Source organism: Agrococcus phoenicis, assembly GCF_047302415.1.
Classification (GTDB): domain Bacteria; phylum Actinomycetota; class Actinomycetes; order Actinomycetales; family Microbacteriaceae; genus Agrococcus.
This window is the reverse complement of record NZ_CP154854.1, coordinates 302,939-322,617: the sequence shown is the minus strand read 5'-3', so window position 1 is coordinate 322,617 and position 19,679 is coordinate 302,939. Positions and strand designations below refer to the sequence as shown.

Below are 19,679 nucleotides of genomic sequence, written 5' to 3'. Positions count from 1 at the left end.
CGGGCGCCGACCGCCACGCCGTCGGCCGTCGCAGCGCATCCGGTGCTGAGTAGCCTGGAGGCAGACCACCGAGCCTTCCAGGAGGACCCCCGTGACCACCGCCAACATCGCCGTCGTCGGCCTCGCCGTGATGGGTTCGAACCTCGCTCGCAACCTCGCCAGCCGCGAGGGCAACACCGTCGCCGTCTACAACCGCACCACGTCGAAGACCGACGCCCTGCTGGCCGCGCACCCGGAGGCCGGCTTCGTGAAGGCGGCGACGATGCAGGAGCTCGCGGCCAGCCTGCAGGCGCCCCGCACCGCGATCATCATGGTGAAGGCCGGGCGCGCCACCGACGCCGTGATCGACGAGCTGGTGAGCGTCTTCGAGCCCGGCGACATCATCGTCGACGGCGGCAACGCGCTGTTCACCGACACGATCCGCCGCGAGGCAGCGGTGCGCGAGACGGGCATCCACTTCGTCGGCTGCGGCATCTCCGGCGGCGAGGAGGGCGCCCTGCACGGTCCCTCCCTCATGCCCGGCGGCACCGCGGAGTCCTACGAGACGCTCGGCCCGATCCTGCGCTCGATCGCCGCGGTCGCCGAGGGCGAGCCGTGCGTGACGCACATCGGCAGCGACGGCGCCGGCCACTTCGTGAAGATGGTGCACAACGGCATCGAGTACGCCGACATGCAGCTGATCGCAGAGGCCTACGACCTCATCCGCCGCGGCACCGGCAAGAGCCCGGCCGAGATCGCCGACGTCTTCGACGAGTGGAACCGGGGCGAGCTCGAGTCCTACCTGATCGAGATCACCGCGCAGGTGCTGCGCCAGGTCGACGCCGAGACCGGCCAGCCGCTGGTCGACGTGATCCTCGACGCCGCCGGCGCGAAGGGCACGGGTGCCTGGACGGTGCAGACGGCGCTCGACCTGGGCGTGCCGGTCTCCGGCATCGCCGAGGCGGTCTTCGCCCGCTCGCTCTCCTCCAAGCTCGACCAGCGCGCGGCGGCCTCCGACCTGCCCGGCCCGGCCGGCGCGTGGCAGGTCGACGACTCGGATGCCTTCATCGAGGACGTACGCCAGGCGCTGTTCGCCTCCAAGGTCGTCGCGTACTCGCAGGGCTTCGACGAGATCGTCGCCGCCGCCGAGGAGCACGACTGGCAGATCCAGAAGGGCGAGGTCGCCCGCATCTGGCGAGCCGGCTGCATCATCCGTGCGCGCTTCCTCAACGACATCACCGAGGCCTACGCCACCACGCCGGAGCTGCCCGCGCTGGTGCTCGCCCCCTACTTCCGCGACGTGATGGGGCGCACGCAGGAGGCGTGGCGCCGCGTCGTCGTCGCCGCAGCGCGGGCCGGCATCCCATCCCCCGCGTTCTCGTCGTCGCTCGCCTACTACGACGGGCTGCGCGCGGATCGGCTGCCGGCCGCGCTCGTGCAGGGCCAGCGCGACTTCTTCGGCGCCCACACGTACCGGCGCGTCGACCGCGACGGCACGTTCCACACCCAGTGGTCGGGCGATCGCACCGAGATCGAGGCCGTCGACACGCACTGACGCCCTCGGCGCCGCCCCTCACTCCTGCCGGAGCGCGAGGCGGCTCGTGGGCAGCGCGCCCTCGTGGTGCTCGCGCAGCCAGGTCACGAGCCCCTCCCGCACGTCGTGCTGCAAGGTGGCGAGCGAACCGCCGTCGGCCGCGGTGAGGAGCGCGCGCATCCGCACCATCCCGCCGGTCGCGTCGTACACCTGCAGCAGCTGCGCCCGGCCGTCCCAGAGCTCGTGGGCGCTCACGATGCGCCCCAGCTCGGTGCGCATCGCCTCCACCGGCACGCGCCAGTCGACGTCGACCTGCACCGACCCCCACACCTGGTTCGAGGTGCGCGACCAGTTCTCGAAGGGCGTCGTCGTGAAGTAGGTCGAGGGCAGCACCAGGCGGCGCTCGTCCCAGATGCGCACGACGACGTAGGTGAGCGTGATCTCCTCGATCTCGCCCCACTCGCCCTCCACCACGACCACGTCGTCGACGCGGATGGCATCCGAGGCCACGAGCTGGATGCCCGCGAAGACGTTGCCGAGCACCGACTGCGCCGCGAGCCCGGCGACGAGCGAGGCGACGCCGGCGGAGGCGAGGAGGCTCGTGCCGACCACGCGCGCAGCCTCGAACGTGAACAGCGCCACCCCGAGGGCGATCACGATGACGATCACCCCGAGCACGCGCCTGAGGATCAGCACCTGCGTCTGCACCTTGCGCGCGCGTCGGGCGTCGTGCGCGGACGCGACGCGAGCGAGCGTGGCATCGGCGCCGACGCCGATGAGCCGCACCAGCAGCCAGCCGCTGGCCATGATGGCCGCGATGCGCAGGCCGTGCTCCAGGATCGGGCCCCAGCGCTCCCCCATCGACTGCTGCAGGCCGGTGGCCGCGGAGGCGAGAGCGAGCCCGACGCTGACCGCGAGCGTCGCGGTCGGCGCCCGCAGGCGCCTCCGCGCGACCGCTCGGCGCTCGCGATGGCGCACGACCGCGGTGGTCGCGGCGAGCAGCGCCACGTGCGCGATGACGGCTGCGACGGCAGCGATGGCGACGGTCGTTCCCACGAGGAGCAGGATGTCGACGACGGGCAAGCGGGCCTCCCTTGACTCGGAGCCGGCCACGGTACGCCATCGGCGTGTGCAGGGCCTCAGGGCGGACGGGCCGTCGCCTCGAGGCCCGTCGTCCTCACCGCCGCAGCAGCGCCCGCGCTCCCAGGCCCAGCGCGAGCCACGCAGCTGCGCCCACCACGCCCTGCCACGGCAGGGTCAGCACGACGCCGAGGCAGGCGATCGCACCCAGCCACGGGATCCAGGCGGGCAGCCAGGGCCTCGGCCCGCGCCCGCGCATCCGCATCGCCGACACGTGCGCGATGGCGTAGTAGACGAGCACGCACGTGGAGGAGAAGGCCACCAGGCTGCCCGCGGGCAGCAGCAGCGCCGCTGCGATCGCCACCAGCGCGAGCGCGGCCTCGGCGACCACGGGCGTCCGGGTGCGGCGGGCGATGCGCGAGAGCGGCCCGGGCAGGTCGCGGGCCCGCGCCATCGCGAGCCCGGTGCGGCTCAGCCCGGCGAGGATGCCCATGAGCGAGCCGAGGCACGCGAGCGCGCCCGCACCGAGCATCACGGGGTGCAGCACCGGATCGCCGACGAGGTCTGCCAGCGGCGTCGCCGAGAAGATCAGATCGGGACCGAGCCGGGCGCTCGTCGCCCACGCGACCGCGGCGTAGAGGGCGAGCACGACCGCGAGCGCTGCGACGATCGCGACCGGCAGCGTGCGTCGCGGCTCCCGCACCTCCTCGCCGAGCGTCGCCATGCGCGCGTAGCCGGCGAAGGCGAAGAACAGCAGCCCCGCGGCCGTGAGCCAGCCCAGCGGGGCCGCGGCGCTGCCGCCGACGAAGCCGAAGTCGCCGCCGTGCCCCGCTGCCGGCGGCAGCAGCGCGAGCACGCCGGCGGGCTCCGCGGTGGGCAGCCCCGCGGCCGCCCAGCCGAGCGCGCCGAGCACCGCGATCAGCACCAGGGCCACGATCGCCGAGGAGACCCACGCCGTGACGCGCACGCCGAGCATGTTGAGGCCGGCGAGCAGCGCGACGGCCACCGCCGCGACCCAGCGCGCGTGCTCGGGCCACAGGTGCTGGCCGGCGATCACGGCGATCGCCGCCGCCGACGCCGTCTTGCCGGTCAGGAACATCCAGCCGGCGGCGAAGCCGACGCGCTCCCCCACCTCGGCCCGGCCGTACGCGTAGGCGCCGCCGGAGACCGGGTGCCGCATCGCGAGCTGCGCGGTCGAGAGCGCGTTCAGCACGGCGATCGCGGCGGCGAGCGCGAGCGCTGCCGGCAGCATCGGTCCGGCGAGCAGCGCCGCGGGCGCCCAGACGAAGAACAGCCCTGCGCCGATCATCGCGCCGAGCCCGATCGCGACGGCTCCTGGCACGCCGATGCGGCGCTCGAGGTCACTCATGGCGCCGACGCTACCCGTGCGCGGTGAACGGGGCGTGCCCGCGCGGAGCTCAGATGATGGGGCGCCCCTCGCGCTTCGCCGCTCGCAGCTCGCGGACGAACGAGCGGGTGATGACGGTCAGCACCCCGGCGACGATGACGGGCCACAGCAGGACGTAGATGGTGAGAGCGATGGTCATGGTCTCCTCGATTCAGTCTCGGGCGCGCGCGGATGCGCCGCTGGTCTCGTCGGTGGCTGCGCCCGCGTCGGCGGCCGCGTCGTCGAAGTCCCCTGTGAGGTCCTCGATGGTCGAGAAGTCGAAGCGCTGCTTCGAGCGGAACGACAGCAGGGAGCACACGAGGAACGACACCGCGTAGGCGACGAGGGATGCCGAGAGCACGGCGTAGTCGCGCAGGAAGAACAGGGTGAACGGCGACGCCGCCAGCACGGCGACGATCCCGACGATCGTGCCGACCCGGAGCCCGAAGAATCCGAAGGCCATGATGCCGAGCACCACGCCGATGCCGATCGTCGCCAGCACCTCGATCGGCAGCGCGAGCACGCCGGTGAGCGAGACCCACTCGAATCGCACGGGGAGGAAGACGACGAGCGCGGCGATGACGGAGGCCGTGAAGGCGAGGTTCGTGACCCGCTTCCAGTAGAACGAGGCGATGACGGGGAAGACCAGGCAGCCCCACAGCGCACCGACGAAGACCAGCAGGTCGAGGATGTTGAACTGGCTGGTGGCGAAGAAGAGGGCGGCTCCCGTCGCGACGATCATGCTGACCCGGCCGACGAGCAGCATGGTCTTCGGGTTCGCGCGCTCCTTGCCCACCGACTGGCCGTACACATCCGCCATCACGATCGAGGACAGCGCCGCCAGGTCGGAGTCGGCCGTCGAGGACAGCGCGCCGATGATCATGACGAAGGCGATCGCCAGCAGCACGAGCGGCAGGTAGCTCGCCGCCATCTGCGGGATCAGGTTGTTGACGTCGCCGTCGAGCGGCTGCACGCCGAGGTAGAGCGCCATCACGCCCAGCATGCCCACGCCGATCACGGTGGCGCCGTAGCCGACCGTGGCGGTGATGAAGGTGGGCTTGATGAGATCCTCGCGCACGGCGAACAGGCGCTGCGCGATCGTCTGGTTGCCGATGGCGTAGGCGAGGACGGCCGCGATGTAGGGCGCGCCCTGCTGCAGGAAGGCGTCCGAGGAGAAGAAGCTCTGCTGCTCGGGGGTGACGGCGCCGGCCGCGACCCCGGCCTCGAACATGGCAGGGCCGCCCGCGGCGAAGAAGATGACCGGGATCACGACGACGGCGGCGCCGAGCATGCACACCACCTGCGCGAAGTCGGTGAGCACCGAGGCGCGGAAGCCCGACCAGAGCGTGTACAGCAGCACGCCGGCCGCGATGATGAGGATGCCGGTGCCGAAGCTGAGCGGCGAGAGCATCGCGATGAGCGCGCCGCCGGCGATGAAGTTGGAGGTGAGCGAGATGAGCGAGCCCAGCACGTTGGAGCCCGCGAGCATCAGCTGCGAGGAGCGGCCGTGCCGGGCGTACATCACCTCGGCGAGGGTGTGCGCCTTCGGGGCGACGGCGCGGATGCGCTTGCCGAAGGGGTAGATGAACAGGATCATGAGCGCGCCCCAGAGCCCGTAGTGGATGGGGCCGGAGATCCCGTAGGTGTAGCCGGCGGTCGCCGAGGCGTACATCGAGGACGCCCAGATCCAGGTCGCGGTCATCGACGCGGCCGAGATGCCGAAGCCGATGCGGTTGCCGGCGGTCATGTAGCCGTCGGCGTTCTCCTTCTTGCGGCCGATGCCGAAGGTCATCAGCATCGTCCCCCCGTAGAAGACGACGAGCAGGATGATGACGGTCGCGATCCCGAGCTGGGCGATCTCCTGGGCGGGCGGCATGGGCTTCCTTCCGTTCGGCGGTCTCGAGCAGCTGCGGGCGCGCCGGATGGCAGGCCTGACGGCGGGCCCTCGCAGGCCCGTCCCGACCTCGCGGCGCAGCACCCGAGGGTCGGTCGGTGCGGCCGCCCGCGAGCCCTCTCGCGCGACTCGAACGGGGCGCTCAGCACCAGCGCCGGCGATCCGCCAGCGCTTTCACACTGTCATGGACGGCGGAGCATGGCGAATCGAGGCAGGGGCGCGCACCCCCGCGCGCGCCATCAGCGGCGAACGAGCTCGACCAGCACCTCGCCGTGCTCGGTGTGCGGGAACATGTCGAAGACGCGGGCGCGCACCGGCGCGAGACCGGGCATCGCTGCGAGGTCGCGGGCGAGCGTCACCGGGTTGCAGCTCGAGTACACGACCCGCTCGACGTCCGAGGCGTCCAGCCGCGCGGCGAGCTCGCCGATCCCGCGGCGGGGCGGGTTCACGACGACGAGCTGCGGCGCCCCCGCGCCCTCGAGGGCGACGCTCGCCGCGTCGCCGACGGCGAACGACGCATCCGCCCCCATCGCCGCGGCGGTCTCGCGGGCCGCGTCGATTGCCTCCGCCGTCACCTCGACGCCCGCGACCGACCTGCCCGCGCGGGCGGCGTGCAGCGCGAAGCCCCCGACGCCGCAGTACAGGTCGAGCATCGTGGCGGGGTCGGCCTCGTCGATCCACGCGGTCGCCTGCCGGTAGAGCGCGGACGCGACCGCCGTGTTGGTCTGGAAGAAGCTGCGGGGGCGCAGGCGCAGCCCGATGCCGTTGACGCGCATGACGATCACGCCGGCACCGGCCAGCAGCAGCTCCTGCGCACCCTCGAGCACCGCCTTGTGCTCGGGCTGGAGGTTCACCGAGACGCTCGCGAGCGGCAGGTGGTCGAGCAGGCCCAGGTGCTTCCGGATGCGCGGCAGCGACTCGCTCGAGCGCAGCACGATCCGGAGCGCGAGCTCGCCGTCGGGCGAGGCGGTGAGGATCAGGTGCTTCAGCTCGCCGCGCCGGCTCGGCACGTCGTAGGGCGTGAGCCGGGCGTCGCGCACCAGCTGCTCGAGCGCGGGCATCGCATCCACGATCGGCTGCTCGTGGAGCGGGCACGCCTGCAGGTCGATGCCGCTCCCGTCGGGCGCGAGGATGCCGAGCGTGGGGGCCTCCGCGGTGCCCGCGACCGCCATCTTCGCCTTGTTGCGGAACCCGCCGACGGCGCTGGCGTGCGGCGGAGCCCACGGCATCGGCGGCAGCAGGGCCTCGATGCGCGCCTGCTGCTCGGCGAGCTGCTCGTCGTACGGCGTGGCGAGCAGGGTGCACGATCGGCAGCGCCAGGTGTCGAAGTAGGCGCAGTCCAGCGCCACCGACTCGCTGCTCAGCATCGGACCAGCCTATGCGCGGGGCTCCGCCGCCCTGCGACGAGAGGATCGCGAGCGATGCGCGGCGGCGGTCGCGGTGCCGGGCAGCGGGTCGTGCTCGAGCAGCCGCTGCATGCGCGCGCGTCGGTCGATGGCCCCTCGAGCTGCGCGCGCGCCGAGCAGCCAGGCCAGCGCGAGGGCGGGGATCGCGAACCACGCGCCGGCCACGAGGTGCTGGAGCGGGGTGGCCTCCGCCGCGGAGACGAGCAGCCCGGTCGCTGCCGGCGCCAAGCCGAGCGCGAGCGCGAGCCATCCCAGGAGACCGAGCGTCGCCGCGAGGCGCTCGCCGCCGGCGCGATCCAGCAGCAGCGCGTCCAGCAGCGGCCTCGGGACCGCCTCGCCGCGCTCGAGCGCCCGCATCGTCGCCCGCTCCTGCCGCGCCCGCCACGCGGCGGCGCCGAGCCACGCGACCGCGAGCGCCACCGCGGCGAGCGCGACGACCAGGATGCCCAGCAGGACGAGCCCGTCGATGATCCGCTCCATCGGCGGGTCGTAGGAGAGGGGGTCGATGTACCGCAGTGGCCGGCGCAGCAGGGCCCCGACCGCGACGAGCGCCGCACCGAGCAGCACGGCGCGGCCGGCATGGCGCACGGCACGCTCGCTCCGTGGCCTCGGCGCTCTCGGCGTCGGTGTCCGACCCCGCCGCCAGCGCCGCGCGGTGCGGTCGGCGCGCTCGCGCCAGCGCACCCTGGCGCTGCCACCGCGCCGGCTGACGAACGCGAGGGGTGCTCCGGCGATCGCGGCGGCACCGACCAGCGCGGGCAGCGCGCCCCGCACCACCGGCGCCCACGCGTCCCGCTCCCAGAGGCCGATCGCGAACACGGCCAGCAGGCCCGCGACCATGAGCAGCGCGCGGCCGAGCGCGCGCAGCGCATCGTGCGGCCCTCGCTGCACCTCCGCGCGCTCGGCGGCCGGGACGGGCACGTCGTCGGCCGTGCGCTCCGCCGCCCGCAGCAGCAGCCAGCGCTCCGCCGCCAGCCGCACCGGCGTCCCGATCAGGCCGAAGGCACCCGCGACCGCGGCACCGGCGACCGCGGCGGCGAACAGCGGCTCGAGCGGCGCCGTCTCCAGCGGGACGGCCTCCGCGAGCACGAGGCTGAGCATCGAGCCTCCACCGAGCAGCGCCGCAGCGGCGACGCACCCGGGCCCCGTCAGCGCCCTGGATCCTCGAGCGAGGGCCAACGAGCGCGTGGCGGCCGAGGTCGCCGCGGCACCCGCTCCGCGCACGAGCCAGGGCGGGTCACCCGCCTCGACGCTCATCGCAGACCCCCTGCCTCTTCCCCGGCGCGGCAGGGCCCGCCGCGGCTCAGGCGGCGCCGTCGAACAGGCTCGTGACCGAGCCGTCCTCGAACACCTCGGTGATCGCGCGCGCCAGCAGCGGCGCGATCGAGAGCACCTCGAGCTTCTCGAAGCGCTGATCGTCGCCGAGCGGGAGGGTGTCGGTGACGACCACCTTGTCGATCACGTCGGCGTTCAGGATCTCGGATGCCGGGTTGGAGAAGATCGCGTGCGTGGCCGCGACGATCACGTTCGTCGCCCCGTTGGCCTTCAGGGCCTCCGCCGCCTTGACGATCGTGCGGCCGGTGTCGATCATGTCGTCGACGAGCAGGCACGTGCGCCCCTCGACCGTGCCGACGATCTCGTGCACCGAGACCTGGTTGGGCACCAGCGGGTCGCGGCGCTTGTGGATGATCGCCAGCGGCGCGCCCAGCTTGTCGCTCCACACGTCGGCGACGCGCACCCGGCCCATGTCGGGCGAGACGACCGTCAGGGTCTCGGGGTCCACCGTGTGCTTGAAGTGCTCGAGCAGCACCGGCATCGCGAAGAGGTGGTCGAAGGGGCCGTCGAAGAAGCCCTGGATCTGCGAGGCGTGGATGTCGATCGACATGATGCGGTCGGCGCCGGCGGTCTTGAAGAGGTCGGCGACCAGGCGCGCCGAGATCGGCTCGCGACCGCGACCCTTCTTGTCCTGCCGCGAGTACGGGTAGTACGGCATGACGACCGTGATGCGCTTCGCCGAGGCGCGCTTGAGCGCGTCGACCATGATGAGCTGCTCCATGAGCCACTCGTTCACCGGCCGGCAGTAGGACTGCAGGATGAACGCGTCGGAGCCGCGCACCGAGCCTTCGAAGCGCGCGTAGATCTCTCCGTTCGCGAAGGTGCGGCTGTCGACGTCCATGAGCTCGGTGCCGATCTCGGCAGCGACGGCGCTCGCGAGCTGCGGGTGCGAGCGACCCGTCGCCAGGACGAGGTGCTTGCGGTTCTTCGCGACGATCGATCCCACTCGGGTGCCTCCTAGGCCTCAGGTGCCTCGTGCTGCGCCGCCGCTGCTGCGTCGGCTGCCTTCGATCCGGGACGATTCGCGGCGACCCAGCCCGTCATGTTGCGCTGCGGTGCGACCGAGATCGCCAGCGCACCGGCTTCGACCTCCTTGCGGATGACCGCGCCGGCTCCGGTCTTCGCGCCTGCACCAATCGTAACGGGCGCGACGAAGCTGTTGTGGACGCCGGTCTGCACCTGATCGCCGATCTGCGTGCGGTGCTTGGCGACCCCGTCGTAGTTCGCGGTGATCGCGCCGCCGCCGATGTTGACGCCCTCGCCGATGGTCGCGTCGCCGATGTAGGACAGGTGGGGCACTTTGCTGCCCGCGCCGATCTGCGAGTTCTTCGTCTCGACGAAGGTGCCGATCTTGCCTCCCTCGCCGATGACGGAGTTCGGGCGCAGGTAGGCCCAGGGGCCGACGGATGCGCGGGCGCCGATCACCGACAGGGTCGCGTCGGTGCGCTTGACGACCGCGTCCTCCCCCACCTCGGTGTCGACGAGCGTGGTGTCGGGGCCGATGGTCGCGCCCGCGGCGACGACGGTCGCGCCGTGCAGCTGCGAGCCGGGCAGGATCGTGACGTCCTCGGCGAGCGCGACGTCGACGTCGATCCACGTCGAGGCCGGGTCGACGACCGTGACGCCCTCGCGCTGCCAGCGGCGGATGATGCGGTCGTTGAGCTCGTGCGCGGCGGCGGCGAGCTGCACGCGATCGTTGATGCCCCAGATCGCCCAGGTGTCGGCGGCGGGGACGGCCTGGATGCGGCCGCCGGTCGCCTGGATCCGCACCGCAGCGTCCGTCAGGTACATCTCGCCCTGCGCGTTGTCGCGGTCGATGGTGCCGAGCGCGGCGCGCAGCGCGGTCGCGTCGAAGACGTAGATGCCGCCGTTGACCTCGTCGATGGCGCGCTCGGCCTCGCTCGCGTCCTTCTGCTCGACGATGCGCAAGAAAACGCCGGCCTCGTCGCGCACGATGCGGCCGAGGCCGGTCGGGTCGGGCAGGTGCGCCGACAGCAGCGTGAGCTGGTTGCCCTCTCGCTCGTGGCGCTCGATGAGGTGGCCGAGCGTGTCGGCGTCGATGAGCGGCACGTCGCCGGAGAGCACGACCACGTGGCCGTCGAAGTCGGCGAGCGCCTCGAGGCCCTGCTCGACCGCGCGGCCGGTGCCGGGCACGTCGTCCTGGTCGGCGATGAGCACGTGCGGCGCGAACTCGAGCACGGCAGCGGCCATGCGCTCGCGCTCGTGGCGCACCACGGTCACGATGCGCTCGGGGTGCAGCTCGCCCGCGGTGCTGAGCACGTGGGCGATGAGCGGCTTGCCCGCGAGTGGGTGGAGCGGCTTCGGCGTGCGGCTCTTCATGCGGGTGCCCGCGCCAGCGGCGAGGACGATGACGGCGACCTGAGGCACGCTCTCTCCCATCGGATGCGTTCGGTTTCCCCCAGGCTACCCGCGCGCGGGGGGCGGCCCCTGCCGACCCCGCCAGCCGTCGCGGGCGCCGCGCGCCATCGCGCGGGCGTTGCGGATGCGCGGGGCGGCGAAGGCGGTCATGCGGGCCAGCTTGAAGAGCATGCGGGGCACGTCCTGCGCCGTCCAGACGGGCGGTGTGCCCTCGCGCCGCCAGAGCGCGACGCGGTTGCGGGTCATCATGTAGAGCCGCAGCGGCGAGTGCACGAACATCGTGCCGCCGCCCGGCAGGCGCACGAGCTCGTCGCCGATGGTGTGCAGCATGCGGGCGTCGGCGACCCCGACGAGCTGCAGGCCGGCGGCCTTGGCGCGGAAGCACCACTCCATGTCGACGCTGTCGATGAAGAGGCCCTCGTCGAACGGCCCGGCCGCCGCGATCGCGGAGAGCGGGATGAGCGAGCCGGAGGAGATCAGGAAGTCGGCGTCGACGTCGCCGCCGGGCGGGGCGTGCACCTTGCGGTTGAGCGGGAAGCCGAAGCGCACGAACGGCGCCCGCTCGCCGTCGCGGGCGTCGACGAAGGTGGGGCCGACGGCGCCGAGCGGGCCGAGCGCCGCGCGCGCGTCGGCGTGGCGCAGCAGGGCGTCGACGCAGCCGTCGTCGAGCTGGGAGTCCTGGTCGAGCAGGAGCACGAAGCGCGCGCCGCGCTCGGCGGCGATCGCGGCGGCGCGGTTGTAGGCGGCGCCGAGGCCGACGTTGGTGGGCGAGCGCTCGAGCTCGACGCCGGCCGGCAGCACGACGCGGTCGAGCCAGTGCTGGCCGTCGGTGGGCGGGCTGGCGTTGTCGAGCACCACGAGGGTGCCGACCTGCGCCGCAGCGCGCTCGAGCACGTCGCCGATCGCGGCCTCGTCGGGCCGGAAGGTGACGGCGACGGCGACGATGTCGGCGGCGGTCGAGCGCATGCCCCCATCCTGCCCCCTCTCCCTGCCGACGCGGGGCCGCTGCGCCGACTACCCTGGGAGCCGCGATCCGCCATGGTGTAACGGCAGCACAGCGGCCTTTGGAGCCGTTTGTCCAGGTTCGAATCCTGGTGGCGGAGCAGACGACCCGGTGGGTCGTCTGCGACGTCGCCAGTTCCGAGCGCAGCGAGGAAGGGCGGAGCAGACGACCCGGTGGGTCGTCTGCGACGTCGCCAGTTCCGAGCGCAGCGAGGAAGGGCGGAGCAGACGACCCGGTGGGTCGTCTGCGACGTCGCCAGTTCCGAGCGCAGCGAGGAAGGGCGGACCAGACGACCTCCCCCGCCGGCTGCGGAGCGCGGCGCAGCCGCACGCGTCTCGAAGCCCCGCCGCTCCGACACGCCCGGAGCGCGACGAGCCGAGTGCGAGACTTGCTGCATGGCCGCGCACCGCGACGACGTCGATCGCATCATGGAGCAGTGGATGCACGTGCGCCCCGACGCCGACGTCTCGCCGCTCGACGTGCTCAGCCGCATGACGCGCATCTCGCGCCAGCTCGGGCGCGTGCGCGCGGAGGCGTTCCAGCAGGCGGGCCTCGAGCCGTGGCAGTGGGATGTGCTCGCGGCGCTGCGCCGTCAGGACGGCCCGCTCAGCCCCAAGGACCTCATCGCGCAGACCATGGTGACGAGCGGCACGATGACGAACCGCATCGACAACCTCGTCGCATCCGGCCTCGTCGAGCGCGTCGCGGGCTCGGCCGACCGCCGCGTGCGCCTCGTCGCGCTCACCGACGAGGGCATCGACCGCGTCGACGTCGCCCTCGACGCATTGCTCGAGGCCGAGCGGCGGCTGCTGCGCGACATCCCCGCCGACGACCAGGCGCGCCTGGCCGAGCTGCTGCGCGTGCTGGCCGGCGCGATGCTCTGAGCGGGTCTCGTGACGCGTGCGGCTCCGCCGCTCGCCCCTCGACCGGCGGACGCGGGCGGCGCGTCAGTACCGGTAGTGCTCGGGCTTGAAGGGGCCCTCGACCGGCACGCCGATGTAGGCGGCCTGCTCGGGCCGCAGCGTCGTGAGCCGGGCGCCGAGCGCGTCGAGGTGCAGGCGCGCGACCTCCTCGTCGAGCACCTTCGGGAGGCGGTGGACGCCCAGCTCGTAGTCCTTCGTCGCCAGCTCGATCTGCGCCAGCACCTGGTTCGAGAACGAGTTCGACATCACGAACGACGGATGCCCGGTGGCGTTGCCGAGGTTCATGAGCCGCCCCTCGGAGAGCACGAGGATCGCGCGGCCGGAGGCGAATCGCCACTCGTGCACCTGCGGCTTGATCTCGATGCGCTCCGCGCCGGAGCGCTCGAGCGCGGCCACGTCGATCTCGTTGTCGAAGTGCCCGACGTTCGCGACGATCGCGAGGTGCTTCATCGACCGGAGGTGCTCGAGGGTGATCACGTGCTCGTTGCCGGTCGTCGTCACCCAGATGTCGGCCACGTCGAGGGCGTCCTCGACGCGCGCCACCTGGAAGCCGTCCATGGCGGCCTGCAGCGCGCAGATCGGGTCGACCTCGGAGACGATCACGCGCGCGCCCTGGCCGCGGAGCGCCTCCGCCGCGCCCTTGCCCACGTCGCCGTAGCCGACCACGAAGGCGGTCTTGCCGCCGATCAGCACGTCGGTGGCGCGGTTGATGCCGTCGGGCAGCGAGTGGCGGATGCCGTAGCGGTTGTCGAACTTCGACTTCGTCACCGAGTCGTTGACGTTGATCGCGGGGAAGAGCAGTCGCGACTCCGCGAAGAGCTGCTCGAGGCGGTGGACGCCCGTGGTCGTCTCCTCCGTCACGCCGCGCAGCTGCTCGGCGATGCGCGTCCAGCGCCGATCGTCGTCCGCGAGCGTGCGGGCGATCAGGGCGTCGATCACGCGCAGCTCCTCCGGCGCGCCCTCGGGCGTGACCGGTGCTGCCCCGGCGAGCTCCGCATCCCGACCCCGGTGCACGAGCATCGTGGCGTCGCCGCCGTCGTCGAGGATCAGCGTCGGGCCGCCCTCGAAGTCGAAGATGCGGTTCGTGCACGCCCAGTACTCCTCGAGCGTCTCGCCCTTCCAGGCGAAGACGGGCACGCCGCTCGGAGCCTCGGGCGTGCCGTCGCCGACGGCGATCGCCGCAGCCGCCTCGTCCTGCGTCGAGAAGATGTTGCAGCTCGCCCACCGCACCTCGGCGCCCAGCGCCACGAGGGTCTCGATCAGCACCGCGGTCTGCACCGTCATGTGCAGGCTTCCGGCGATGCGCTGGCCCGCGAGCGGCTGCTCGTCGGCGTAGCGCCGGCGCAGCTCCATCAGGCCGGGCATCTCGTGCTCGGCGAGGCGGATCTGGTGACGGCCCGCCTCGGCGAGGCCGAGGTCGCGCACGTGGTGCTCGAGGATGCGGGGTGCGGTGTCGGTCATGTCGCCCATCCTCCCACCCGCGGCGCCCGCCCGGGCGTCGCGCTGCGCGCTGCCCCGGGTCGCGTACGATCGCTCGGCGTGAGGGTCGACCGCAGCGGCATGCAGGGGCGGCAGCGGTGACCGCCGCCCTCCCCGTGCAGCGCACCCACCGCGAGGACATCCAGGGGCTGCGCGCCATCGCCGTGCTCGCGGTGCTCGTGTGGCACCTCGACCCGACGGTGCTGCCGGGCGGCTTCGCCGGCGTCGACGTGTTCTTCGTCGTCTCGGGCTTCCTCATGACGCGGTGGCTCGTGGAGCGGCCTACCCTCGACCGGGCGGCGCTGGCGGACTTCTGGGCGCGGCGCTGCCGCCGCATCCTGCCCGCCGCGACCCTCGTGCTGCTCGTCACGCTCATCGCCGGCTGGTTGGCGCTGCCCGCGACGCGCAGGCCGGAGCTCTCCGCCGACGCCCTCTGGTCCGCCCTCTACGTCGTGAACCTCCACTTCGCCCAGGGGTCGACCGACTACCTGCAGAGCTTCGCCTCGCCCTCGCCCTTCCAGCACTACTGGTCGCTCGCCGTCGAGGAGCAGTTCTACCTGCTCTGGCCGCTCCTCATGGCCGCAGCAGCCGTCCTCGCCGCGCGCTGGCGCCGCAGCCGACGCCTGCTGTCCGGCGCGATCGTGCTGATCGTCATCCTCAGCTCCGCCGTCGCGTCGATCCTGTGGACGGCCGCGGATCCCGCCGCCGCCTACTTCACGACCCCCACGCGGCTGTGGGAGCTCGCGCTCGGCGGGCTCGTGGCCGTCGTGCCTGCGCTCCGCGGCCGCGCGGCGGGGCCCGTGGCGCTCGTGGGGGTCGTCGCCGCGGGCGTCTCCTTCGTCGTGCTGCACGGCTCGACGCCCTTCCCCGGTGTCGCGGCCTGGTGGCCGACCCTCGCGACGGCGCTCGTGCTCTGGGCCGGCGGCAGCGACAGCCCGCAGCGCCCGAGCCTGGTGCACCGCGCCCTCGCGCTCCGCCCGGTGCAGTGGATCGGGTCCATCTCCTACTCGATCTACCTCTGGCACTGGCCCCTCATCGTGCTGACGAACCCCTACGACAAGGCGACGACGCTGCTCTCCTGGCGCACGCTGCTGCTCGTCGCCGCCACGCTCGCGCTCGCGTGGCTGACCTGGCGGCTCGTGGAGGAGCCGCTGCGCTCCCGCTCCCCGCGCATGCCGTGGTCGAGCGTGCGCGGCGGGATCGTCCTGGGGGCCGCCTGCCTGACGACCACCGTGCTCATCGTCGGCGCGGCAGCGGCCGCCGCGCCCTCGCTGTCGCAGGTGCCCGGCTACCCCGGGCCGGGGGCGACAGCGGGCGGCGCCGGGTCGATCCCGGCGGGCGCGACGGCCGATGCGATCGCCGACCGGCCGGTGACCGGCTACGTCCCCGCGCCGGAGGGTCTGCACGCGGACCTCCCGGCGACCTATGCCGACGGCTGCCACGTGCAGGCTGCCGTCACCGAGGCGGTCGAGTGCCGCTGGGGCGACGAGGGCCCGCTCGTCGTCGTCGTGGGCGACTCGCACGCGACGCAGTGGGTGCCGACCGTGCAGGCGCTCGCCGAGGAGCACGGCTGGCGGGTGCTCGCGATGACGAAGGCCGGGTGCCCCTTCACGGCGAGCGAGGTGGCGATGTCCGGCAGCGGCCTGCCCTACGCGGCCTGCATGGAGTGGAACGCGGCGGTCGCAGCGGTGCTCGAGCGGGAGCGGCCCTCGCTCGTCATCACCAGCAACGCGCCCACCAACGCCTGGGAGGGCGGGGTGGTGCCCGACGAGGCAGCGGGCGCGTCGCTGGGCACCGGGATGGCGTCAGCATGGCGCGCCGTGCTCGATCGCGGCGGCAGCGTGGTCGCGATGCGCGACACCCCGGCGGCGGGCTTTTCGATCGACGACTGCGTGCGCAACGAGCCGCAGTCGCTCGGCGCCTGCGAGTTCGACCGCGCGCCCGCGCTCGAGCGGGCGGGCACCGGCCAGGCAGAGGCCGCGCTCCTCGAGCCGCGCGCCGACGTCGTCGACCTCAACGACGCCATCTGCGGCAGCAGCCGGTGCTTCCCGGTCATCGACGGCGTCGTCGTCTTCCGGGATGGGAGCCACCTGACCGGCAGCTACGCGCGCACGCTCGCCGGGCAGCTCGAGCGCGAGCTCGTGGCGGCGGGCGCGATGCCGCCCGCGCCCTGAGGCCGAGGGGCGTCGCCGCGCGACGCGAGGCGACTCAGGAGGAGGCGCGCGCCTGCTCCGCGAGCGCATCGACGTACGCGTCGAGCGCCTCGTGCTGGTCGCGCGGCGCGAAGCCGGTGGCGATGATGCGGGAGAGGTCCAGCACGCTCTGCTTCGGCCGCGGCGCGATGCCCTCCTTGCCCGCGTAGTACGCCTCGGTCGAGACGGGCGAGACGCGGCTCGGCTCGTGCCCCAGGCGCGCGAACACGCGCTGCGCGATGTCGGCCCAGCTCGCCGGCTCGCCATCGTTGCTGAGGTTGTAGACGCCGTGGGGGGCGCCGGTGGTCAGCAGGTGGTCGATGCCGCGCGCCAGCTCGGCGGCGAAGGTGAGCCTGCCCACCTGATCGCTCACGACCGAGGGGTCGATGCCCCGCTCGGCGAGCCCCGCCATGATCGAGACGAAGTTCTTGCCGTCGCCGACCACCCACGAGGTGCGCAGGATGTAGTGCTTGCGGGTCGCCGCGACCGCGAGGTCGCCGGCAGCCTTCGACTGCCCGTAGACACCGAGCGGGCTCAGCGGCTCGTCCTCGGCGTGCAGGTCGCTCGTGCCGTCGAAGACGTAGTCGCTGGAGACGTGCACGAGCGACAGGCCGTGCGCGGTCGCGACGGCGGCGAGCCGCGCGGGTGCGGTCGCGTTGACCGCCCACGCCTCGCGGCGACCCTCCTCGGTCTCCGCGGCATCCACCGCCGTGGAGGCGGCCGCGTTCACGATCGTGCCGTAGGACGACCAGCGGATGCCCTCGAGCGTCTCGGGTCGCGCCAGGTCGATGCGGTCGCGCCCCGCGAACTCGACGTCGGTGCGGTCGGCCCACAGCTCGCGCAGCGCTCGTCCGAGCTGGCCGTTGGCGCCGATCACGAGCGTCGCGCGCGGCGGCATGGGCGACACCTCGGCGAGCATCGGGTGCGCGCGGTCCTTGTCCGAGAGCTCCGCCTGGTCGAGCGGGATCGGCCAGGCGATCGCTGCCGTCTCGTCGGCGAGGTTGAGGAACGTGTACTCGCCCTGGGCCTCGGCCGACCAGTGGTCGTTGACGAGGTAGGTGTAGGCGGTGTCGGGCTCGAGCGCCTGGAACGCGTTGCCGACGCCGCGCGGCACGAACACGGCGACCGAGGCGTCGATCTCGATCGTGAAGGTCGCTCCGAAGGACGGGCCCTCGCGCAGGTCGACCCACGCGCCGAAGACGCGGCCGGAGGCCACCGAGACGTACTTGTCCCAGGGCTCGGCGTGGATGCCGCGGGTGACGCCCGGCTGCGCGTTGAAGGAGATGTTGTTCTGCACCGGCCCGAAGTCGGGCAGGCCGAGCGCCACCTGCTTCTCGCGCTGCCAGTTCTCCTTGAACCAGCCGCGGTTGTCGCCGTGCACCGGCAGGTCGATCACCAGGAACCCCGGGATCGGCGTCTCCCGCACCCGCATCTGCTTGCCCGTCTCCAGCTCGCCCATGCGGATCAGTGCCCGGCCTGCGCGTACTTGGCCTCCGCTGCCGCCTTCTGCGGGCGCCACCAGCCCTCGTTCGCGCGGTACCACTCGATCGTGTCGCGCAGCCCCGCCTCGAAGTCGGTGAACGCCGGCTCCCAGCCGAGCTCGTCGCGCAGCTTCGTGGCATCGATGGCGTAGCGCATGTCGTGGCCGGGGCGGTCCGTGACGTGGTCGAAGGCGTCGGCGTCCTGACCCATCATCGTCAGGATCGCCTGCACGACCTCGAGGTTGCTCTTCTCGCCGTCGGCGCCGATCAGGTACGTCTCGCCCGAGCGGCCGGCCTCCAGGATCCGCAGCACCGCGGAGGAGTGGTCGTCGGCGTGGATCCAGTCGCGCACGTTCTCGCCCGCGCCGTAGAGGCGGGGCCGCACGCCGTCGATCACGTTCGTGATCTGCCGCGGGATGAACTTCTCGACGTGCTGGCGCGGGCCGTAGTTGTTGGAGCAGTTCGAGATCGTCGCCTCGAGCCCGAACGAGCGCACCCACGCGCGCACGAGCAGGTCGGAGCCCGCCTTCGTCGAGGAGTAGGGGCTGGAGGGGTTGTAGGGCGTCTCCGGCGTGAACTTCGCCGGGTCGTCGAGCTCCAGGTCGCCGTAGACCTCGTCGGTCGAGATGTGGTGGAAGCGCGTCGCGTGGCGACGCGCCGCCTCGAGCAGCGTGAACGTGCCGATCAGGTTGGTCTGCACGAACGGGGAGGGGTCGGAGAGCGAGTTGTCGTTGTGCGACTCCGCGGCGTAGTGCACCACCGCATCCGCCTCGGCCACGAGGCCGTCGACGACCTCGGGGTCGGCGATGTCGCCCACGACGAGCCGCACGCGATCCTCCGGCAGGCCCTCGAGCGTCGCCGGGTCGCCCGCGTAGGTCAGCTTGTCGAGCACGACGACGTCGTGCTCGGTGTTGGCGATCGCGTAGTGGACGAAGTTCGAACCGATGAAGCCGGCGCCGCCGGTCACGAGGAGCTTGCTCATGGCACCCAGCGTACTGGCGGCGCAGCGGCGCTCCGGCGCTCCGGCCCTCCGTCCCTGAGTGGCGCCTCCCGCACCTGAGTGGCGCCCTCCGCGCCTGAGTGGCGCCCTCCGCGCCTGAGTGGCGCCTCCCACACCTCAGTGGCGCCCTCCGCACCTGAGTGGCGCCTCCCACACCTCAGTGGCGCCCCCCGAGCCTGAGTGGCGCCCTCCGCACCTGAGTGGCGCCTCCCACACCTCAGTGGCGCCCTCCGCACCTGAGTGGCGCCTCCCACACCTCAGTGGCGCCTCCCAACGTCGAGTGGCGCCGCCCGCACCTGAGTGGCGCCCTCCGCGCCTGAGTGGCGCCCTCCAGCGGTGCGTGGCGCTCCCGGCAGTCACGGGCGCCTTCTGCACGCAGGGAGGACACGGCGGCAGCAGCTGAGGAGAGCGCCCCGCATCCTCGCGAGGCGCCCGTCGGGCGCGGGAAGCGCCAATCAAGTCCCGGAGGCGCCAGTCAGGCGCGGGAGGCGCCAGTCAGGCGCGGGAGGCGCCACTCAGGCGCGGGAGGCGCCACTCAGGCGCGGGAGGCGCCAATCGAGGTGCGGGGTGCGTGGTGCGGGGGCGGGGCGGGGGGCGGAGGCGGCGG

15 protein-coding genes and 1 tRNA gene are annotated in these 19,679 nt (G+C 73.1%); 4 read left to right on the top strand and 12 right to left on the bottom strand.

Going from position 1 to position 19,679, the window contains the following annotated elements:
• Positions 1-91 precede the first annotated feature (91 nt).
• Positions 92-1,534, top strand: a complete 1,443-nt coding sequence (gndA, locus tag AA0Z99_RS01565) for an NADP-dependent phosphogluconate dehydrogenase (protein ID WP_413318815.1) — start codon at positions 92-94, stop codon at positions 1,532-1,534.
• Between the two features lie 18 nt (positions 1,535-1,552).
• Here the strand turns inward: gndA and AA0Z99_RS01560 are convergent, their stop codons facing one another.
• From AA0Z99_RS01560 to AA0Z99_RS01520, 9 genes are all read right to left on the bottom strand, one after another.
• Positions 1,553-2,596 carry a mechanosensitive ion channel family protein gene (locus AA0Z99_RS01560; RefSeq protein WP_413318813.1) on the bottom strand — a complete coding sequence of 348 codons (1,044 nt, stop codon included), beginning with the start codon at positions 2,594-2,596 and terminating at the stop codon, positions 1,553-1,555.
• Between the two features lie 94 nt (positions 2,597-2,690).
• On the bottom strand, positions 2,691-3,962 hold the full coding sequence (locus AA0Z99_RS01555) for an APC family permease (protein WP_413318810.1): 1,272 nt from the start codon (positions 3,960-3,962) through the stop codon (positions 2,691-2,693).
• Between the two features lie 49 nt (positions 3,963-4,011).
• Positions 4,012-4,140 carry a putative transporter small subunit gene (locus tag AA0Z99_RS01550; RefSeq protein ID WP_413318808.1) on the bottom strand — a complete coding sequence of 43 codons (129 nt, stop codon included), beginning with the start codon at positions 4,138-4,140 and terminating at the stop codon, positions 4,012-4,014.
• A 12-nt stretch (positions 4,141-4,152) separates the two neighbouring features.
• Positions 4,153-5,856, bottom strand: coding sequence for a sodium:solute symporter family protein (locus AA0Z99_RS01545; protein WP_413318806.1), 1,704 nt, complete (start codon positions 5,854-5,856; stop codon positions 4,153-4,155).
• A gap of 257 nt (positions 5,857-6,113) precedes the next feature.
• Complete coding sequence (locus AA0Z99_RS01540) at positions 6,114-7,241, bottom strand: methyltransferase domain-containing protein (protein ID WP_413318804.1); 1,128 nt, start codon at positions 7,239-7,241, stop codon at positions 6,114-6,116.
• 9 nt (positions 7,242-7,250) lie between these two features.
• On the bottom strand, positions 7,251-8,537 hold the full coding sequence (locus AA0Z99_RS01535) for a hypothetical protein (protein ID WP_413318803.1): 1,287 nt from the start codon (positions 8,535-8,537) through the stop codon (positions 7,251-7,253).
• A 46-nt stretch (positions 8,538-8,583) separates the two neighbouring features.
• Positions 8,584-9,561: a ribose-phosphate diphosphokinase gene (locus AA0Z99_RS01530; protein WP_413318802.1), complete on the bottom strand. Its 978-nt coding sequence runs from the start codon at positions 9,559-9,561 to the stop codon at positions 8,584-8,586.
• A gap of 11 nt (positions 9,562-9,572) precedes the next feature.
• On the bottom strand, positions 9,573-11,015 hold the full coding sequence (gene glmU / locus AA0Z99_RS01525; RefSeq protein ID WP_413318801.1) for a bifunctional UDP-N-acetylglucosamine diphosphorylase/glucosamine-1-phosphate N-acetyltransferase GlmU: 1,443 nt from the start codon (positions 11,013-11,015) through the stop codon (positions 9,573-9,575).
• A gap of 24 nt (positions 11,016-11,039) precedes the next feature.
• Positions 11,040-11,960, bottom strand: coding sequence for a glycosyltransferase family 2 protein (locus AA0Z99_RS01520; RefSeq protein WP_413318800.1), 921 nt, complete (start codon positions 11,958-11,960; stop codon positions 11,040-11,042).
• A gap of 66 nt (positions 11,961-12,026) precedes the next feature.
• Here AA0Z99_RS01520 and AA0Z99_RS01515 point away from each other — a divergent pair.
• Positions 12,027-12,097 (top strand) — tRNA-Gln (locus AA0Z99_RS01515).
• Positions 12,098-12,392: 295 nt separating this feature from the next.
• Positions 12,393-12,881 carry a MarR family winged helix-turn-helix transcriptional regulator gene (locus tag AA0Z99_RS01510; RefSeq protein WP_072314195.1) on the top strand — a complete coding sequence of 163 codons (489 nt, stop codon included), beginning with the start codon at positions 12,393-12,395 and terminating at the stop codon, positions 12,879-12,881.
• 63 nt (positions 12,882-12,944) lie between these two features.
• On the opposite strand, the gene ahcY is transcribed toward AA0Z99_RS01510, so the two are convergent.
• Complete coding sequence (gene ahcY / locus AA0Z99_RS01505; RefSeq protein ID WP_413318797.1) at positions 12,945-14,381, bottom strand: adenosylhomocysteinase; 1,437 nt, start codon at positions 14,379-14,381, stop codon at positions 12,945-12,947.
• A gap of 116 nt (positions 14,382-14,497) precedes the next feature.
• Between ahcY and AA0Z99_RS01500 the strand changes: the two genes are divergently transcribed.
• Positions 14,498-16,573: an acyltransferase family protein gene (locus AA0Z99_RS01500; protein WP_413318795.1), complete on the top strand. Its 2,076-nt coding sequence runs from the start codon at positions 14,498-14,500 to the stop codon at positions 16,571-16,573.
• Between the two features lie 34 nt (positions 16,574-16,607).
• On the opposite strand, the gene AA0Z99_RS01495 is transcribed toward AA0Z99_RS01500, so the two are convergent.
• A complete protein-coding gene (locus AA0Z99_RS01495; protein ID WP_413318793.1) occupies positions 16,608-18,050 on the bottom strand; it encodes a sugar nucleotide-binding protein in 1,443 nt (480 codons plus the stop codon).
• A gap of 5 nt (positions 18,051-18,055) precedes the next feature.
• The gene (rfbB, locus tag AA0Z99_RS01490; protein ID WP_413318791.1) at positions 18,056-19,054 is read right to left on the bottom strand and encodes a dTDP-glucose 4,6-dehydratase; all 999 of its coding nucleotides are present in this window, start codon (positions 19,052-19,054) and stop codon (positions 18,056-18,058) included.
• Positions 19,055-19,679: the final 625 nt, after the last annotated feature.

Excerpts from the sequence above, each read along its gene's own strand:
- glmU (WP_413318801.1), bottom strand. The coding sequence starts at position 11,015 with ATGGGAGAGAGCGTGCCTCAGGTCGCCGTCATCGTCCTCGCCGCTGGC.
- AA0Z99_RS01510 (WP_072314195.1), top strand. The coding sequence starts at position 12,393 with ATGGCCGCGCACCGCGACGACGTCGATCGCATCATGGAGCAGTGGATG.
- AA0Z99_RS01545 (WP_413318806.1), bottom strand. The coding sequence starts at position 5,856 with ATGCCGCCCGCCCAGGAGATCGCCCAGCTCGGGATCGCGACCGTCATC.
- AA0Z99_RS01555 (WP_413318810.1), bottom strand. The coding sequence starts at position 3,962 with ATGAGTGACCTCGAGCGCCGCATCGGCGTGCCAGGAGCCGTCGCGATC.
- rfbB (WP_413318791.1), bottom strand. The coding sequence starts at position 19,054 with ATGAGCAAGCTCCTCGTGACCGGCGGCGCCGGCTTCATCGGTTCGAAC.
- AA0Z99_RS01535 (WP_413318803.1), bottom strand. The coding sequence starts at position 8,537 with ATGAGCGTCGAGGCGGGTGACCCGCCCTGGCTCGTGCGCGGAGCGGGT.
- AA0Z99_RS01495 (WP_413318793.1), bottom strand. The coding sequence starts at position 18,050 with ATGGGCGAGCTGGAGACGGGCAAGCAGATGCGGGTGCGGGAGACGCCG.
- AA0Z99_RS01520 (WP_413318800.1), bottom strand. The coding sequence starts at position 11,960 with ATGCGCTCGACCGCCGCCGACATCGTCGCCGTCGCCGTCACCTTCCGG.
- ahcY (WP_413318797.1), bottom strand. The coding sequence starts at position 14,381 with ATGACCGACACCGCACCCCGCATCCTCGAGCACCACGTGCGCGACCTC.
- AA0Z99_RS01550 (WP_413318808.1), bottom strand. The coding sequence starts at position 4,140 with ATGACCATCGCTCTCACCATCTACGTCCTGCTGTGGCCCGTCATCGTC.
- AA0Z99_RS01540 (WP_413318804.1), bottom strand. The coding sequence starts at position 7,241 with ATGCTGAGCAGCGAGTCGGTGGCGCTGGACTGCGCCTACTTCGACACC.